Origin of the sequence: Tenacibaculum sp. Cn5-46 (genome assembly GCF_022347705.1) — a bacterium.
GTDB lineage: Bacteria > Bacteroidota > Bacteroidia > Flavobacteriales > Flavobacteriaceae > Polaribacter > Polaribacter aiptasiae.
Map to the genome: position 1 here is coordinate 52,865 of NZ_JAKRGD010000008.1, position 18,906 is coordinate 71,770.

General features: G+C 30.0%; 21 protein-coding genes. 16 read left to right on the forward strand and 5 right to left on the reverse strand.

What is annotated here, in order from left to right; genetic code table 11:
• The first annotated feature begins 6 nt into the window (after positions 1–6).
• Together apaG and MHN29_RS15835 are read left to right on the forward strand one after the other, a co-directional pair.
• Entirely contained in the window at positions 7–393 is a 387-nt protein-coding gene (apaG, locus tag MHN29_RS15830; RefSeq protein ID WP_150900201.1) for a Co2+/Mg2+ efflux protein ApaG, read from the forward strand.
• Complete coding sequence (locus MHN29_RS15835) at positions 393–1,493, forward strand: DUF3667 domain-containing protein (protein ID WP_235275497.1); 1,101 nt, start codon at positions 393–395, stop codon at positions 1,491–1,493. Before apaG ends, MHN29_RS15835 begins: the two co-directional genes overlap by 1 nt.
• Before the next feature lie 41 nt (positions 1,494–1,534).
• Here MHN29_RS15835 and MHN29_RS15840 read toward each other — a convergent pair whose 3' ends face one another.
• The 4 genes from MHN29_RS15840 to MHN29_RS15855 form a co-directional block, all read right to left on the reverse strand.
• Complete coding sequence (locus MHN29_RS15840; RefSeq protein WP_235275498.1) at positions 1,535–2,869, reverse strand: hypothetical protein; 1,335 nt, start codon at positions 2,867–2,869, stop codon at positions 1,535–1,537.
• 4 nt (positions 2,870–2,873) lie between these two features.
• Entirely contained in the window at positions 2,874–4,586 is a 1,713-nt protein-coding gene (locus tag MHN29_RS15845; RefSeq protein ID WP_235275499.1) for a DUF4836 family protein, read from the reverse strand.
• 5 nt (positions 4,587–4,591) lie between these two features.
• Positions 4,592–5,230, reverse strand: coding sequence for a hypothetical protein (locus tag MHN29_RS15850; RefSeq protein WP_235275500.1), 639 nt, complete (start codon positions 5,228–5,230; stop codon positions 4,592–4,594).
• A gap of 96 nt (positions 5,231–5,326) precedes the next feature.
• Positions 5,327–6,004 (reverse strand): NRDE family protein, encoded by a 678-nt coding sequence (locus MHN29_RS15855; protein WP_235275501.1) that lies wholly within the window; start codon positions 6,002–6,004, stop codon positions 5,327–5,329.
• A gap of 199 nt (positions 6,005–6,203) precedes the next feature.
• Here MHN29_RS15855 and pruA point away from each other — a divergent pair, with 199 nt between their 5' ends.
• From pruA to MHN29_RS15925, 14 genes are all read left to right on the forward strand, one after another.
• Positions 6,204–7,829, forward strand: a complete 1,626-nt coding sequence (gene pruA, locus MHN29_RS15860) for an L-glutamate gamma-semialdehyde dehydrogenase (RefSeq protein ID WP_150900207.1) — start codon at positions 6,204–6,206, stop codon at positions 7,827–7,829.
• Between the two features lie 139 nt (positions 7,830–7,968).
• Positions 7,969–8,766, forward strand: a complete 798-nt coding sequence (locus tag MHN29_RS15865) for a hypothetical protein (RefSeq protein ID WP_235275502.1) — start codon at positions 7,969–7,971, stop codon at positions 8,764–8,766.
• Between the two features lie 140 nt (positions 8,767–8,906).
• The gene (locus tag MHN29_RS15870; RefSeq protein WP_235275503.1) at positions 8,907–9,569 is read left to right on the forward strand and encodes a hypothetical protein; all 663 of its coding nucleotides are present in this window, start codon (positions 8,907–8,909) and stop codon (positions 9,567–9,569) included.
• An 80-nt stretch (positions 9,570–9,649) separates the two neighbouring features.
• Complete coding sequence (locus MHN29_RS15875; RefSeq protein WP_235275504.1) at positions 9,650–10,189, forward strand: heme-degrading domain-containing protein; 540 nt, start codon at positions 9,650–9,652, stop codon at positions 10,187–10,189.
• 51 nt (positions 10,190–10,240) lie between these two features.
• A complete protein-coding gene (locus MHN29_RS15880; RefSeq protein WP_235275505.1) occupies positions 10,241–10,732 on the forward strand; it encodes a hypothetical protein in 492 nt (163 codons plus the stop codon).
• Between the two features lie 191 nt (positions 10,733–10,923).
• Positions 10,924–11,631 (forward strand): hypothetical protein, encoded by a 708-nt coding sequence (locus MHN29_RS15885; RefSeq protein WP_235275506.1) that lies wholly within the window; start codon positions 10,924–10,926, stop codon positions 11,629–11,631.
• Between the two features lie 104 nt (positions 11,632–11,735).
• The gene (locus MHN29_RS15890; protein ID WP_235275507.1) at positions 11,736–12,251 is read left to right on the forward strand and encodes a hypothetical protein; all 516 of its coding nucleotides are present in this window, start codon (positions 11,736–11,738) and stop codon (positions 12,249–12,251) included.
• Between the two features lie 77 nt (positions 12,252–12,328).
• On the forward strand, positions 12,329–12,736 hold the full coding sequence (locus MHN29_RS15895; RefSeq protein ID WP_235275508.1) for a hypothetical protein: 408 nt from the start codon (positions 12,329–12,331) through the stop codon (positions 12,734–12,736).
• An 8-nt stretch (positions 12,737–12,744) separates the two neighbouring features.
• A complete protein-coding gene (locus tag MHN29_RS15900; protein WP_235275509.1) occupies positions 12,745–13,311 on the forward strand; it encodes a hypothetical protein in 567 nt (188 codons plus the stop codon).
• Positions 13,312–13,406: 95 nt separating this feature from the next.
• On the forward strand, positions 13,407–14,135 hold the full coding sequence (locus MHN29_RS15905) for a hypothetical protein (protein WP_235275510.1): 729 nt from the start codon (positions 13,407–13,409) through the stop codon (positions 14,133–14,135).
• 20 nt (positions 14,136–14,155) lie between these two features.
• Positions 14,156–14,617 (forward strand): DUF2314 domain-containing protein, encoded by a 462-nt coding sequence (locus MHN29_RS15910; RefSeq protein WP_235275511.1) that lies wholly within the window; start codon positions 14,156–14,158, stop codon positions 14,615–14,617.
• Positions 14,618–14,667: 50 nt separating this feature from the next.
• A complete protein-coding gene (locus MHN29_RS15915; RefSeq protein ID WP_235275512.1) occupies positions 14,668–15,144 on the forward strand; it encodes a hypothetical protein in 477 nt (158 codons plus the stop codon).
• A 636-nt stretch (positions 15,145–15,780) separates the two neighbouring features.
• Positions 15,781–16,821 carry a hypothetical protein gene (locus MHN29_RS15920; protein ID WP_235275513.1) on the forward strand — a complete coding sequence of 347 codons (1,041 nt, stop codon included), beginning with the start codon at positions 15,781–15,783 and terminating at the stop codon, positions 16,819–16,821.
• The gene (locus MHN29_RS15925; RefSeq protein WP_235275514.1) at positions 16,814–18,145 is read left to right on the forward strand and encodes a hypothetical protein; all 1,332 of its coding nucleotides are present in this window, start codon (positions 16,814–16,816) and stop codon (positions 18,143–18,145) included. The genes MHN29_RS15920 and MHN29_RS15925 overlap by 8 nt, the downstream gene beginning before the upstream one ends.
• Before the next feature lie 181 nt (positions 18,146–18,326).
• On the opposite strand, the gene MHN29_RS15930 is transcribed toward MHN29_RS15925, so the two are convergent.
• Positions 18,327–18,863 (reverse strand): YceI family protein, encoded by a 537-nt coding sequence (locus tag MHN29_RS15930; protein ID WP_235275515.1) that lies wholly within the window; start codon positions 18,861–18,863, stop codon positions 18,327–18,329.
• Positions 18,864–18,906 lie beyond the last annotated feature (43 nt).

An 18,906-nucleotide genomic window follows, 5' to 3' on the forward strand; every position in this document is an offset into this window, starting at 1 on the left:
TATACTATGTTTCAGCAAATAACTAGGGGGATAAAAATATCTGTTAAAACAACATTCAATGGTCCGATTTATCATGCAAATCGATTCCGAAATGCTTTTAGCTATTACATATCTATCGAAAACACTTCGAAAGACACTGTAAAGCTATTAGGTCGTTTTTGGACTATTTTTGACGCCTTAAGCAATGTTGAATATGTTGAAGGAAGAGGAGTTGTTGGAGAAACTCCTACTTTAAAACCTAACGAGTCTTATAGTTACAAATCTAATTGTTTTTTACTTTCTTCTCTTGGAGCTATGAAAGGAAATTATAAAATGATTAACTTTGAAACTTCAGAAGAATTTCTTGTGACGATACCAACATTTCAACTAACGACGACTCCTACTTTAAACTGATGGGTAAAAAAAATAAAGTAGCAATTATAAAAGACCCTAATTGCTTAAATTGTGGACATCCTTTTATTCAAAATGAAAAATTTTGCCCTGAATGCGGCCAAAAAAACAAAGGAAAAAGAATCACCCTAAGAAGCTTTGTTCGCGAAGTTTTTGCTGGTTTTATTTCTTGGGATGCCAAATTTTGGAAAACTTTAATCCCGCTACTTATTAGACCCGGTAAAGTTTCTAGAGATTATATAGAAGGGAAACGTACTCGATACGTTAACCCTTTTCGTTTTTATATAACTACCTCAATTATTTTCTTTTTAATTTTTGGTTTAGTTTCTAGTTACAATAAATTTCAAGATTTCAGTAAAGGAAATATTAAAAAAGACACTTCTTTAATGGCTGATATCCCAAAAGATATTAATATTGATTCCCTAAGAAATGAAACCAATAAACGATTAGAAAGAATACCCTTAGATTCTATCACTAAAAAGACTATTCTAGACGAGGTAAACAAAAAAGCTAACGATTCTATAAATAGTAAAATACCCGGAAAAATATCTTTCGGGGGAGGCACTAGACTTGACGAATTTATTGTGTATAATCGTAAATATCCCGATGCTAATATCGATGATGCATTAGATAGTTTAAAATACGAAAAGACTTTCCTAAACAGGTTTTTTTACAGTAGAGCTGAAGTAGCAAATAGTTTTGTAGACAAAAAAGAAATGAGAGAACAATTTTTAAATCAGATGCTTTCTTATGGTTCTATTTCTCTTTTCATTTTACTGCCTATTTTTACGTTTTTTCTTAAAATATTTTATATAAGAAGAAGATATACTTACGTAGAGCATTTAATATTTGTATTTCACACTCAAACTGTTTTCTTTCTATTAATTACACTGTATATTATTTTAGATTTCTTTACACAAACAGCTGACGAAGGTATATTCACCCTTCTTTTCTTAATATATCTATTTATAGCTATGAAAAGCTTTTATAGTCAAGGTTATTTCAAAACCTTTGTAAAGTTCTCTTTAATAAACATGGTTTATTTGTTTTTAGCTACTATAGGAGTAGTTCTTGTAGGAACAGCATCTTTTGCTTTGATTTAAGAGGTCAGTTATCTTGTAGAACTTAAATAAAGTTTTAGCTTTTATTTCAAATCTTGATAAATTGATTTTAAAGAAGATTCTTTTAAAGAGATAATCAACTCTAGCTGATTATCGTTACTAACCGTAGCTTTAATTTTTTGTACCTGTTTTAAATATTTATTGGATAACGTATAAAGACCTCTGTTTTCTTCTAAATAACTCTCTACATTAAAAACCATAGAAAACTTATTCTCTTTGTTAGGTGTAAAATCAAAAACATTATCATCTATTGAATACAACTGCAACTCCTCCTCCTCATTATTCGCATAGGTTTTAAAAAGTGGGTTCAACACCAACAACTCTTCTCCTTCTACATTTTGAATTCCCTTATTCTCATACAAATACTTAAACACATTACCTCCTCCAATCTTAAGACACACTTCAGGTAATAAGCTTTTATGAATTGATTTTTTTTCAACCTTATTAAAATCATCATCATATTCATAGGTAACAATAGTATCATTTTCACTTTGAAAAGACTCTAAACTAAAGTCTATTTCTCCATTCCAATAATTATTGAGGGAATCTAAGGACAAGTTTGTTAACTTCTTAAATTTTTCTTTTTTCTTTGCATCAATAAAAGAAAGAAGACACTCTTTATTTATTCTTCCAGAAAAAGAAGCCATCCCTTCTTTTAACTCCTGGGAATCATATGCTAAAAAAGGACTATTCTCCTCATTCAACTCTCCTTTTAAAATCAATTCTTCTTCATCTTTTTCAAACTCAAAAAAACCAAACTCTTTACTTTGAAAAGCTATTATTCCGTTGCTATTTTTTAGTTTCAAAAGCTTTGTATCATTCTCTTTTAAATAACTTTTCTTTTCAAAAACTGCATTAAGCACTTGATCTATATTTGTTGTTTTTTTTAAACTATAAACAACACTAAGTTTATTTTCTTTTAGAAGAAAAAACAGCTTCTTATATGCAAAACAATTAATCCTACTTTTATCCTCTATCAACTTCCCTTCTTTTTTTAAAAAGTTCACAAGACCAGCCTTATCGTTTACTTCTATAGTACTGCTAACCCAAAAATCTTTTAAAACAGTTGAATTTGTGTAGAAAAACACATTATTAGGAATCTCTATTTGATCAAACAAAGAAATTCTTTTCTCGGAATCTGATTCTGAACTTTCTTCAAAATCTATATATGAAAGTGGATGGAGCACAACATCTTTTACAATGTTAAATTCAGCTTCACGTAAATTAATTCTTACTATAGCTTCTGCCGAACTAGGTATAGTATTAGATAAATTTACAGTTGGATTATACCTAAAAAACCCAACTGTAAATATGATACTTAATATAAGTAAAATAGAATATACTATCTTTTTTATCATCTGCTTATTTAGCCATATTATCTATCAATCTAAATAATAGCTTTAATGTATTTTCTTCTTTACCCTTTGTATTTAATCTTAATTCTGAAGAAATTTTATTTCCTTTCATTCTAGAAACTGTAAAGTTAAGATTCTCGATATATTCATTAGACAAACTAGCCATTTTATCTTCAGTTTTCCCAAACCACTCTGTTGGTAATTTGTTTATTATCTTATTTACATCTGCAAATAACACAGTAGAATTATTTCTTATAAGCTTATTATGCTTTTTACTAGCAAAATTAGTTCTACCAGACTCTATACTTATAGCATTTGCTTTTGAAGTAGTAAAATATAAAACTCCATTTTTAACTACTGCATAAAAACCAAACGGTAATTTCGCTTTTTTTAAGATTAACTCATAAACGTTGTTCGTTTCTTTAACAGCTTTATATTTTTCTCCTAACTTAAATACTTTAGTTAACAATTCTTTTTCTTCAGAACCTATCATTATAGTAAAATCTGGAACTAAAGTTTCTTTTGTCTTTGTTACCTCTTTACGCTTATAATCCTCATCATATTCATACTTCGTATACTCTACTTCTTTTTTCCCAAACTCATTTAATACAAAAAGCGCATCACCAGTTACCAATTTTGCAATAGCTTCCTCATCAATAACTAATGACAATATATCACCAACTATTTCAAACTCTTGTTTAAACTTTGGTAAAATAGCCCCATATAAGTTATTCATCATTACAGGATACTGTACAAGCATTTCTTCAGTATTAATAGACATACTCCAAAATGCTAATGCTTTTTCATGATCAAAGCTATTTACAAGGGCTGAATTCATTCTTTTGTTATAAATCTTTTTGAAAGATTTTTTCATGTAATCGCTAACCGACATTTCTAATAAAACTCGGATGTTAGCTTTCTCAAAAAACAAATTAGCAGTCACCTCTTCAACTCCGTAAATATTTTTACCTTTTGAAGGCATTAAGTACGACATTGTTGATCGCATTGTTTTTCCAAACTCTTGAATTAAGTTAGACATAAACATTCCATAGTTGCGAACCCACAATGTTGCTGAAGCATTCTTTTTCTTCCCTTTTTGAAAGTTTTTATTGGTTGCTAATGAATTAGATGGATTGCTATTTAAAGTCTTTAATGCCTCTTCTTTAATCCACGATTTAACAATTCTCTTTTTAAAAGAATACTTTGATTCTCCTTCTTTTTTTAATTTATTAAAACGCTCTTTGTGCTCTTTAAAATAACTATATGATTTACTTCCGTTAACAATAGCAAGTATATTATCATTCCAAATAGTTAAATTATTATAACCTTCCAGATAGCTATATCCGTTTTCTCTTTTAATTTTCTTTTGTTGTCTTTCTTTTAAAGTATTCTCATATTGAGCTTTATCAGTTAACTCAACCAAAATAGTATGATAAGATATACTATCTGTTTTCTTGAAAAAGTAATATGAATTTGACTTGATATCAACTCCTAAATCACTTACCGAGTTAACTTTTGCTTTTTTATTCGCCCCTCTTAATGCTCCTTTTCCTAAAAAACTATTATCAATATCCGAAACATCTATCAAACTAAACAGGTTATCTGCGTTTGCTGCGATAACAATGTCTACGTTATTAGGTATTTTGGTTTCTAGTTTTTGAGCTTGTAAAACAACAAATGTGTTTACTAATAATAATGCTGAGATTATTTTTCTTATCATAACTTTTAGTTCTGTAGTTGAATTTTATTCTTGATTGTGTATTTATTGGTTATTATGTCTTGAGCCTTTACTCGTAACATAACTGCTTTTTTACTTTTTGAAATTTTTGATTGTTTATTAGTACTTGATTGTACTAAATCATCAAAACGATATACACCTGTATACGTAGCTGTTTCGAAAACTTTTCGATCTTTCATTTTGGTTTTTTGAAACTCTCTTCCAATATCAAAATGATGACTACGAACAAATGTTTTACTCTTTTTATTGTAAGTGAAGTGTTGTTGTTTCTTTATAGCTTGCGCTTGTTTTTTAGAACTAAAAGCTACCAATACATTATTTATGGCTTCAACATTATCAAAGTCACATGAAATAGCAAGTATAAATTCATCCAAATCTAACGCACAATTTACATTATGTACTCCTTTAGTTTTTTTTATTTTCTGAACAACTTCAGCAACTTTTTTTCCGATAGTACTTTTAGAAGGAACCTTATAGCCATTAACGCTATCTAACAACATGATAGAAGCTAGTTTGGTTTTATTCTTGCTTAAATTCAAGGTAAAGGTAGCACTACCCGACCCGTCTTTATTAAAACTAATTTCTTCAACAAATTCAAAACAACTGGTAAACAAAAAAAGAATCATTGTAGTTACCACGAACAGCTGTTTTTTACACATAACTTTTTTTTGCGAAAATACTAAAAACTACAATTTTCTAATAATTATTTTAAGCTATATATTTTAGTCAACTATGTAATAATCCATAGTTACATGGTTCTTTTCTTTTTTTACTGAAGTTGTGCTAACTGTTTCAACCTTTGAACGTTTCATTTTTAGAGAAACTCCTTCCTCTCCTCTAGTATCATCTTGATGAAATGCTACAATATTTTCCTGAGAAATCTCAGTATTCTCTTTTAACCAATCGGCAAACCAATCTTTACGCAATTGTTTCATTCCTTCGTCATACAAAGTAGATGATGACCAGATTTTAGGTTGATCGCCTAGTTCTTGAAAATGTTTTTCTTCACCATCCCAAACCAACTCATAGGCATTTAACGTTTTTTCCCAGTCAACAAGTACAATAGTAAAAGGTTCAATTCCATTAAAATCAAACTGATTAATAATCTCAACAGGATTATTTACTTTCAATAATTCTTTAACTATAATCCCTCTACTCATTTTATACGAAGCAGCTCTAACATGTTTTGTAAAACCACCATTTAACAGGCAAATCAATCTGTTTTTTTCAGACAAACCAATCCAAGTACCACCAGCTAATTCGTCTTTTGGGTACTTTAATTTTATACCATCTTCATTGTATTCTTTAGGTGGTATTGTTCTTCGTTTAGGATCTTCATCTCTGTTAGACGTTAATATAAAATCATTATTCCCTAAAGGTAAATAAGTTACCGTGCACATATAGTATCTCTTTTGGTAAATTAAGACGTAAAAACTACTTAGTTATTACTAAAAATAAGTGTTAACTTTGTCCCTCGAATCAATCTAAAGATTGTTTGAAAATGTAAACTACTTAGTCTTTGCAAATTAATAGTATTAGATTTTGTTTTTTGCTTTTTTGAAAAAAATATTTTTTAAACATACAAACAACATAATAAAAATGGCAAGAGGATTTTTTAATGTTCCTAAAGCAGTAAACGAACCTGTAAAAGGATACGCTCCTGGCTCTCCTGAAAGAGAAGAATTATTGGCTACTTACAAAGCAATGTACAATAGTAACGTTGATGTACCAATGCACATTAATGGTGAAGAAGTTAGAACTGGAAACACTAAAAATATTACACCTCCACATGATCATAAGCATGTAGTTGGTCAGTACCACACAGCAGATAAATCTCACGTAGATGCTGCTATTTCTACAGCTTTAGCTGCTAGAGAAGCTTGGTCTAGTGTTAGCTGGATGGAGCGTGCTTCTATCTTTTTAAAGGCTGCTGAATTATTAGCTGGTCCTTATAGAGCAAAAATGAATGCTGCAACTATGATTGCTCAGTCTAAAAACGTGCACCAAGCAGAAATCGATGCTGCTTGTGAAATGATTGACTTTTTCCGTTTCAACGTAGAGTACATGACTGATATTTTCAAAGATCAGCCTGCTTCTGCTCCTGGAATTTGGAACAGAGTTGAGTACAGACCATTAGAAGGTTTTGTATATGCAATTACTCCATTTAACTTTACATCTATTGCTGCTAACTTACCTGCTGCAGCTGCTTTAATGGGGAACGTTGTTGTTTGGAAACCATCTGATCACCAAGCATATTCTGCTCAAGTAATAGTTGACTTATTTAAAGAAGCTGGTTTACCTGACGGTGTAATTAACGTTGTATATGGTGACCCAGTAATGATTACTGATACTGTATTAGCTTCTCCAGATTTCTCTGGATTACACTTTACAGGATCTACGCATGTATTCAAAAACTTATGGCAACAAATAGGAAACAACATCCACACATATAAAACATACCCAAGAATTGTTGGAGAAACTGGAGGTAAAGATTTTATCTGGGCGCATAACTCAGCAAATCCATTACAAGTTGCTACTGCAATTACTAGAGGAGCATTTGAATTCCAAGGTCAGAAATGTTCTGCAGCTTCTCGTGCATACATTCCTGCTTCTATTTGGGAAGATGTTAAGAAGCATTTAGTTGCCCAAACTAGTGAAATTAAAATGGGTTCTCCAGAAGATCCATCTAATTTTGTAAATGCAGTAATTCACGAAGGATCTTTCGATAAGATAGCTAAATATATTGATGCTGCTAAAGAAGATGCTGATGCTGATATTATTATTGGTGGTGGTTACGATAAATCTGTAGGATACTTTATTGAGCCAACTGTAATTGTAAGTAAATCTCCAAAGTATGCTACTATGTGTACTGAATTATTCGGTCCTGTTATGACTGTTTACGTATACGAAGATGCTGAGTGGGAAGCTTCATTAAAATTAGTTGATGAATCTACTGAGTACGCTTTAACTGGAGCTATTTTCTCTACAGACAGATATATTGTAGAAAAAGCATCTAAAGCTTTAGAAAATGCTGCTGGTAACTTCTATATTAACGATAAGCCAACTGGTGCTGTAGTAGGACAACAACCATTTGGAGGAGCTAGAGCTTCTGGAACTAATGATAAAGCTGGTTCTGCTCAAAACTTATTACGTTGGACTTCTGTTCGTTTAATTAAAGAAACTTTCGTTAGCCCAACTGATTATAAGTACCCTTTCTTAGGATAATACTTAAATTCTAATCATATTTAAAAGCCAATCTAAAAAAGATTGGCTTTTTATTTTTCATAAAACCAATAGAGAAAAACTCTTCTTTGCTTTTTACATATATAAATTTATTTTTGTTCATTATTAAACATTTAACACTATGAAAACTATTGGAAAAATTGCAACATTGTTATTCCTTACCTTAATAACAATATCTTGTAGTTCAAACGATGAAATCCCATCTACTAAAATCAAGAAAGAGGAAATTAGCTCTAAATGGGAAATTGAAAACAGTAATTACAAATCTTTTGAGTTTAATAAAGACGGTAATTACATTATTGTAAAAAGTGCTTCTTCAAACAAAAGCAAAGCTAAAAACAATGAGAATAATGTTCTTTTAGGACAGTATGAAATTGTTGACGACAAAACCATTAATCTTATTGATTTTGGTCAAATCATCATTTCAAGTATTAATGGAACTAAAATGGATTTTACAATTGTAGATAACAAAACCTCTACAAGCATAGAAGTTAGCTCTTCTAAGATTGAAAAAATCAGCTCATCTTCTAACACTGATTTGTTATGTAGAACTTGGAAAATGACAGAAGTTAACGGAGAAGACGTAGTAGGAACCATACATGAACTTACAGTTATTTTCTCTCAAGCAGGTACTTATTTTGTTGAGTTAACTAATCCAACACCAGAAAACGAAGGTGGATTAGCTGAATGGAAATGGGAAGACTCTAAAGAAAACAAATTCTGTTATTCTTGGGAAGGTGAACCTAACTGTACTGGCGACAACTCTGTTAGTATTGCTGAGATAAAAGAAAACTTACTGGTATTAGTGGAAGGTAAAGAAACATTCAAGTTAGAACCAATAACTAATAGTGTTCCTAAAAGCACTAACAAACCAACTAAAACTGTAATCTTAAAAAAGGGAGTATTTAGTAAATTTTAATCCTTTTTAAAATATAACTAAAAAGCAACCTTAATTGAGGTTGCTTTTTTTTAGCTATATTCGAATACTTAAAAAATTTAATTGCTATTTTTAACAGTATAAAAACACCTAAAGTTTAGCGTGTAAAAGTTGCTCACAATATGAAAAAACCACTTCAAATATTAGGTTTTCTGCTATTGATTGCCTTTAACTGTAAAGCACAAAACAACGCTCTTTCTAACTTTATTCCTAAAGGATACACTCTATTTGAAAAATATTTTGGAGATCTAAATAAAGATGGAGCAAATGATTGTGTTTTAATAATCAAAAAAACGGATACAGCAAATATCGTTACAAATCGATTTAACAAAAAAGTTGATAGAAATAGACGTGGAATTATTGTACTGTTTAAAAATAAGAAAGACTATCAGCTTACTGATAAAAATCTTAACTGTTTTTCATCTGAAAATGAAGACGGTGGAGTTTATTTCCCTCCTGAATTATGGATTGAAATAAAAAACAACAAATTATACGTACACTATGGCCATGGCAGGTATGGATATTGGAAGTATACTTTTAGGTTTCAGAACTCAAATTTAGAATTAATTGGATATGATTCAAGTAGCAATTGTGGACCAATTACAATTACAGAGACAAGTATTAACTTTTTGACAAGAAAAAAACTAATCAAGAAGAATATAAATAAAAATGATAATGACGGTGAAGAAAAGTTTAAAGAAACTTGGAGTAACATTGAAATAGAAAATCTAATCAAACTATCTGAAATAAAAAACTTTGATGAATTAGATATGTATAATTACTAAAAATAAAAACATCTAAAACTTCGACTTATCAAGCACATTAAATAAAGAATAATGTTCCGCTTATAAACAAAGTAACTAAAATGAAGAATTTAATCTTATTGATAATTCTATTTACAGGAATAAACTCGATTAAATCTCAAAATAAATTGACCAATCAAACAAAACAAAAAATAGAAATGGAAGAAAAAACACTTAGGAAAATAGAATTGGAAAAATTCAATAATAAAATTGGGCTTGAAATGGGGTTGGCAATAGTAAATTTAGCCAAAGAAAGAAATCAAAATATTGCCGTACAGATTGAGAGGTTGAATCACATAATTTTCTTATTTGTAGATGATAATTTACCCGCAGACAAACATAATTGGTTAAAAAGGAAGGCAAATGTGGCAAAACACTTCGAGGAAAGTTCTTTAAGTGTAAAACACGACCTTAAAAATGGAAACATGACTTTACCTGAAACATTTGCTCTTGACCCAAAGCTATATTTAGCCAAAGGAGGATCAATTCCTATTTTCGTTAAAAACGCTGGAATGATCGCAGTTATTACAGTTTCAGGATTACACGATGAGGAAGACCATAAAATAATTATTGATGCTCTGAATGAAAAATATATTAAATAATTGTAAGAATATTCCTCATACAAACAAATTGCAACTAATTAAACCCAACAAATGCGAATAATACTTATAATACTTTTGAAATCTTTGATTTTGTTTGGTTGCGGAAACAAAAACAAGGATAAGGAATCGAAAATTGAATCAAAAAACAGCAAAGTGGAAACGAAATCATTATTGGACAATGTTAGACTTGCAATAAACCCCAAATTTAAGGATTGGGTATTATTTGAAAATGGAACGTACATAATATTTGATGACATTACCCAAATTAAAAACATTGAAACGGAAGCAATAAGATTAATGAAAGAATTTGGACCTGTTCACGCTGGCGGACCTGCCGGAGATTTTAGTGTTATCTCATTAAATCAAACTGAAGGTTGGGTTGTATCTGGACACGGATATGGTATGTACACTTATGTCAACCCTTCAGAACTGGAAACAAATTCACCTGACGATATAACAATCGGACTTTATGGACGCTCAAAGCGAAACAATGACGGAGAAAACCCGAAAATAGTTTATATTAATAGCACTAAAAATAACTAGCTACAATAATACCTATAAGTAATTGCTCATTCTCGCCTACTTCTATGAGTATAATAAAAATCTTTTTTTAAGCTATAATACTTAAAAAATTTAATTGCTATTTTAAGTTGCATAAAATATCTAATGTTCCGCTAAGCCAAACATATTAAACAAACATCAAGAATAACACTCTGCATACAAACAAGTTGTGTATGACATCAAGTCAAAATATGAAAAAAGAAAAAAGTTTTAATATTAAATCTGAACTACTTAATGACAATTTGGAAACAATTTATCCAGTTTATTTAAACTTCAAGGAATTGGTAACAGATTATAATTTGAATTTAGATACAGATGATGAATTTGACATCCAAATACTATTTGAATCACTTTATCTTAATGCTTTATATTATTGGGAAGAAATCTATCCGAAATTTGTTTTGGATCCGATAAAAAAAGAGATAACAGAAGCCTTTATAGAAGCTCAAAAGACTAATTTTAAATTAAAAGAACATTCTAAATTTGAAGAAAAAATTTATCTGATTCATTATTATATACTACAATACTTTTCAATCGGAATTAAGCCTTATCACGAACATGAATCCTTTCCTAATTTAGGATTGAAAACTGCAAATTCTGGAAATTTAAACCTATTACTTTATAATCTATTTACAGAATTGTGGCATGAATTAAAAATAGATTCTTTAATCGATTATGAACTATTTGATGAGCGATCTGAATTTTATAATATAGAAGTAAAACTTTTGAGCGATTTTTTATCCAAATGTTGGAATGAGGCTAAATTAAAAACAAACGTTAAATCAATTGGTATTCTTGTAGAATCAACAGCAGTTGGACAAACTTATAGTCTTGATGAAAACAGAGTATTAAAAGACTATGATGATAATCCAATGTATTAATCAAGTATGAATACAACATAATAATGGCTATAAATATTGCTATCTTAAGTTATATAAAAACATCTAATATTCCACATACAAACAAATTGTAAAGCATTTAACGCATGAAAAAAGTAATAATATTTTGCTTCATAATTTTTACAAATTTTTCTTTTTCTCAACATACCGAAAGTTATATGGCTATTGCCAATAATTTTAAGATTGTAGATTCTTCAAAAGTTGAATTGAAATGGAAGAATGGAAAAATAAAGGAGAGAAAAAAAACCATTAGATTAATACATAACAATACTGAATACAAACTATTAACAGGAGTACATGAGCAATTCAATAGAAAAGGAATAAAAAGAACAGAGTCTTTATTTGATAAATACGGAAACTACCTGAGTTATAAATTTTTTGATTTAGATGGAAATATCATTACAGAGATTGTTACTTTGAAAATTGATTATACCGATAATCAATTACTTGAAATCACAAAAGAGTATACAGATTACATGGAATATAAAGGTGAAATCTATCGATACAAAACAGGAAAGAAATGTAATAACAAAAAAATTGGCAAATGGTTTACTTATGATAGTTGTGGAAATATAATTAAAGAAAAAAATTACTCGAAATAAAAACAGTACACAACAACACCTAAACTTCATTAAAACGCAACTTAACCAAAACGTTCATACACCAACCTAGAACTACAATGAATATTATTTTAAAAATTTGGATTTGGATAACTTTCATTAGGAATAAAGAAACATTACCAACTGAATCTAGAATTGATAATCCAAAAATGGAATACGAAACAATGTCTGGAGCATTTATTTGGGAAGATGAAGGATTGTGGGATTGTCGAAATCATCATTTACAAAACGCATTTAAATATGTTCTTAACCATAGAATGAATTTAATTGTAGGCCCTGATAATAATGTCGGAGTTATGCGTTCAAAAAAATTCGACAAATCGATTTTTAAAATGGCGAAAAAGTTCTTTCCAAACTGGATTGGATTTAATAATTCTAGATGCTCTTATAACTCTGAACTTACTGAAAGAATACTTAGGATTAAAAAGGTTGAGAAATGGAGATTTGATAAATTACTTAATGAATGAAAATAAAAATGAATAAACTACTAACTATAAAGCCTTGGATTATATTTCTGTCTATAATCGGGTTTTTAATCATGGGAGTTTTTATTCTCTTAAAACAAAGTAATGACTTTTTAATGTTATGGAACTCTAATAAAGTACACGTTGAAACTGAAAATTCACTGACCAAAGAGAAAGTAAAAATTGAATTCGGAATTAGTGTAAATACAATAAATAGAGAGAATGACCTTGAATTATTCTTCGACAGAGGAAAGTATATAATAATTTATAATAGCGGCAGAAATCTAAACACAATCATTAACGAATATGGAGAAAATGACTTTCTTATAACATATAACAACGAATTTTATTACTCATTTCGTCATTTCAAATCTAATAGAAGACATCAGCACTTATATAATTTTAAATTTTCAAAACAAGCCAATGACATTATTCTAAATGTAGAAATAGTAGGAACAAATGAAATGGCTTTTGAAAGAAAAATGCTTAAAATAAAAGAAGCCGATATGCATATTTGTAGCACACCAATCGATAGTGCCGGAACAGTTTATAATATGATTGAATTAAACAAAGAATAAAAACACCCAAAACCTCAGCTTAGCCAAACATATTAGGTAAATAACAAAATCAATATTATACATATAAACAAATTAACACCAATACGAAAAACAGAATGGGATTATTTGACTTTTTAAAAAACAAATCTAAACAAACTAAGAAAAAGACGGGAAACAAGCCTGTAAAGAAAAAAAGAAAGTCAGACAATGAATTTCTAAAAACAGAATCTAATCAACATTCATTTCGTTGGTTGGAAGTTGGAGAAAAAGACAATCCTTTTAATAAAAAAATTTTAGATATAAGTTCTTATACTCGAACTACAATGGCGTTTACGAAAGAGAAATTGATTGCAGAAAAATATAACGAATTAAGAAGTTCTTTTGGTAAGGAATTAATTGATTTTGACACTTCAAATTTCGACAAAATCTCTACTAACTTGACATACCCACACAACGGAAGCAAATTAGAAGGAATTGCTTTTAAAGCAGACTCTATGGATTGTAAGTGGGATATTTATGCCTATAATAACTTTTTGTTTTTCTCAAGAAGTTGGGATGGACAATTGATTTATAAAGCAAAATATAGTATTGATACTAATAAACTAGTTATAACTGAAATATTGTTTGACAATCAGATAACTAAAAGAGAAGCGGAAAATGATGTTCATTTTCTTTTAAAATCTCACGCAATCGGTCAAGCTTTCCCACATTTAATACCAGAAGAGTTAAAATCTGATTTAGAAATAGCACAATGGTCATTTGTTAAATTTGGTAATCGTGCGTATTATGCCTCTTACGAAGAAATTATAGACACAGAAATTAACATAACAGACAACCACAAGTAACTACTCGTTATCATCCACTTATGAAAAAGAATTCTAAAATAATATTTCCTATTCTCATACTTACATTGATTGGTTATTTCATGGTTACCAATAATAAGAATAATCAATTGACTGATTGGGATATTGATAATACCAGGGAATTTAAAAGTAATGATGAACTTCTTTTAAAAGCAAAAATAGAAAGTCAAAAACTCCTGCCAAAATTCATAGAGGAGTTTAAAAACAATAAGAATAGTAAAAAAGAATTTTATGTAAAAGTAAAATTGAGTGAGAATAAATTGAGTGAACATATGTGGCTCGTAGCCCTTTCTTTAAATGGTAAAAATTCTATTGGAGTGTTAGATAATACCCCCAACGATTTAAAAAAAATAAAGCTTCAGGATACATTAAAATTTGATATTAATAAAGCAGAAGATTTAATGATCTATGAAAATGATAGTTTAATTGCTGGTGCATTCTTATGGTCGTTGTTAAACAAATAGTAAATAAAACACATACCATTCACTAACAAAAACACTCTAAAACAAAGAAAATGATAGTCGGAAATAAAGAATCGTTTGCAGTTGAATTCACTCAATCAGAATCTGACCCTAAAATGGGATTTGGAAAAATATGGATCCAAAATGATTTTTTGGGAACAAATAAAGACCTCATCTATTTTCAAGGCTATCTGATTTCACTACTTAACGAATTAATCAATGCAAAGGAGATTGAATTTGAGTTTGATAAACTATCTGAATCAGAATTATTTGAACGTTTTGAAAACAAACAAAATCGATTTGATTATTTAATTGAAGGTTCAACATTTACAGACGATTTTATAGCCTACAGATTTAATAAGAATGGAAAAATATACTTGATTTGGAAAATGTGGAATGACAAAGAGATATTATTTTCTGACTTAAAAGATTATGGAACGAATATCAAATTTTGCAGTACCAAAAAAATAGAAATTGAAACTATTAAAAATGAACTATTGAAAAAAAACAGTATACAACCATCATTATAGTTCATTACAGCTGAATAGTACTCACACACTACTCCAAAGTGAAATCATAGCCCCCAAAAAACAACCTCAACCAAGGTTGTTTTTTTAGTTTGACTTTATCCACAGAATAGCACACCCCCATAAAAACAATACAAAACCATCAGCGGACTTCGCTGATGCTTTCAAAACCCTGCAGAACCACCAGCGAGCTTCGCTGATACTCTTGAAACCCTGCAGAACCACCAGCGGACTTCGCTGATACTCTCGAAACCTTGCAGAACCACCAGCGAGCTTCGCTGATGCTCTCGAAACTCTGCAGAACCATCAGCGGGCTTCGCTGACGCTCTCGAAACCCTACAGAACCTCCAGCGAACGCCGCTGAAAGAAAAAAACTACGTTTTTAGCTTAAAAACATAAAAAATAGGGAAAAACCTTACTTAAAGTAGGGTTTTCCGTAAAACCAACTTCTTTTTTTATCCTACATTCGAATGCTTAAAAAACTTAGTGAATATTTAGAGTTGTATAAATTCACCTAAAGTTCTGCTTAACCAGATACAATAGGTAAATAACAGGAACAATGTTTCACATATAAACAAGATAACTTCAACCAAAATAAACCGTTGCCTAAATTGAGGAATTTAATAAGAAGAAATAAACATGACTAATGTAAAATCAATATCATTAAAACCAACATTAGTAGGAGCTTCAGTAGAGTTTCTGAACGAAGAAAAAATGGACTGTTTAGTAACACAAAAAGGGCTTCCCGAATTAATCAGTCAATTACTTTATTATCGAGAAGAAGGAAAAGAATTATATCCTGAAATTTTTATCCTCGATGATTTCGAGTTAGTAAAACAAATGTTACCCAATGTTCAGTTCTACAAAATCGGAATTGGTGAAAGAACAAAGGGTACCATGTTAAAAGCATTGAAAAAATGCGCTCCACTTACGGATAATGGTTGGGCAATTTACATTCTTCGAAATGAAGAATCATTTGAATATGGCTTGTTTAGAGCAGGAACCTCTATCCTTTCTGTATCATTATCCGAAACTCTTATCGGTGAAGATATGGAAGAATGTAAAATAATTTTGATTAGACAAATTGCAGAAAGATTAATTGAGGTCAAAGGAAATAATGCTCAAAATATACTTGTAAGTTATAGCAACAATGATAAGATCGATAGTACACCATTAAAAAAGCAATTACTGTTTATAGAAAAAATTGTTGAAAACGTTGATGATAAACTCAAAGGCCCAACTATAAATTTTCTTAAAAAGCTATTTCAAAAGGTTTTAAAAGAGGGACATGGAACCTTGGCATGTGTTATAGACAACAAAACTATAGTTATTCCAGAAAAACTTTCAGATGGCATATACTTAAATGAAAGAATTAAAATTCAGAAGGTCATAAAAGAATTAAGAGATAAAAAAGACTTACAAGCAAATTCAAAATTAGAAGGTCAACTTTCATTGATTTGTGGAATGATGCAGAGTGATGGTATTACAATATTTACAGATGCTGCAGAAGTTGTGTCTTATAATGTCTTTGTTAAACACCCAGAAGAAATAATAAATACTAAGACTAATGGTGGTGCTAGAAGTAGAACATACTTAACTTTGTCAAATATGATTGGCGAGGAATTAAAATCAGCATATATTCAATCACAAGATGGTAAAATAGAAACTAAATATGAGTAACAATACAGTAATGGTATGGAGAAATACAGATTTACCTGCATTACCAAAGAAAACAAAAGATATATCAGAATTAGTAAACTATGGTTTACAACTATCAGCTAAAGACCAAGGTCAGATAGTTAAAGGATTCGAATCAGGTTCTTACGAAATGGTTTCAACATATGTATCTACAAAGGCAATAAGCTCTTTAAAAAACCAATTAAGTAAAATGGGAGTCTCATTTATTGCTGAACTTTTGGATAGACCCGACATTGATGAATATACCAATATACAAGATGCAATATCTTCATATGAAGCAGTTAGGTTAGCTGAAGAATTAGCTATGATAAGTGGTACTGCAGCATTTAGATTAAAAAACGCAATAGAAACCGTTTCACATTTTAATCACCCTGAATTAGATGACACCCCTGAAAATGAGCTAACTGAGGATGAGACCAAAACAATTATAAGGTCATGTATAGAAGGTAGTTTACGTTATGATAAAATACAAATACCTATTGACTTCAAAAACTTCAGAGATGAACTCGAAAATATTACACTAACTAATGAAAGTCCTCATGTAATTAAACTTGTACAGAGTCCTTACTTTTTTCATAGAACAACTCTAAGAATTATATTATCAATTGTAAAATCAGCTGTAGGTGCTCAACTCGAAAATTCTTTAGCAAATGCTAATTTAATTGTACCACAAATATGGAAAAACTTAAAAAACCCTGAAAAATACCAAGTGGGGCGTAGTTATTCAGAACTATTTGCTGACGGTAAGACAAAAGCTGCAAGTGGTTTAAAGAAAGTATTGTTAAAAGTTAAAGGATTTGATTTTGTTCCAGAAGATTTACGTTCTACTTCCTTCATTAAAATAGCTAATGAATTAATCAGAGCTCATGAAGGTATGAACAACTTCTATAATGAGCCTTTACCTATGAATACACTATATAAAATGGGAAGTGTAATTCCAATACCAGCTTTTCATACTTGCATAACAGCAGTACTTTGTGTTAAATTAGGAAATTCTTATGGTGTGTCAAATTCTGCTCAAGACAGTGCTAACAAAATGATTACATCGGTAACTAATGATAGGTGGCTTTATTTCTTTAATGAATGTCTTCAAACAAATGAGCGAATACTATATAAGTTACTTTCACATAAAACTTTGAAAAGATGGTATGATTTGTTTCAACCCGATTTTATCGATAGAATTTTACCTGAAATTACAGAAAAGGATATAGTAAATCTAATGAAATTTACTAGAGATAATAAATCTGAAAAAATTAAAAAAATTGTAGGACAAATGATTAATAAAATAGGTTATTCAGTTACATAAATAGTAGTAGCCAACAAATAAATATACGTAATGTTGTGAATTGGGTAAATTTAAACTAAAAAGTATTTAATAAACAGCGTAGAAACATCACAATTAAATATTTTAAAATCCCGTACTACACATATTCGAGCCTTTGTCATCAAAACAAAAAACACTCTTCAAAAAGAGTGTTTTTCTATTTCTATACTAATTCAATCTTCATATTCAAATACAACCATTTGGTAGGTACATTGTCCGACTTTCCGTTAACAATCAAATCATAATCAATTCCCCAATCAAACAAATTCACCTGCCCATCTAATACCAAGGTTGTTGCTACTTGCTCGTTTGGCTTTCTAATCCCCGTAACAAACAACTTCACCTCTTTTTCAACACCTTTAATAGACATCTTACCATTTACTTGATACCAGTCTATTCCCATCGTATATATATTGGTAGACCTAAACTTAATTTTCTCGTTATTAACACCAACAAACAAACCAGGCGTTTTAATTTTCGGGGTTAGCTCTTCTGCCCTACACACATTAAACGAATTAGGATCCACCTCAAACGAAATCACCATATCTTCCAAAGGATTTCCCATATCCAATCGAGTTGGATAATCAACCTTTAAATCGTTTACCTTACCAGCAAAAGGCGTACTGCAATGCCCATGCGTCACAAAAAAATTAATCGTTGAACCTACCGCTTTTACAGTTTCAGTCTTCTTATCGGTCAATGTACTTTTAGTATAGCCACTCACCACAAAAACAGTAAGCAAT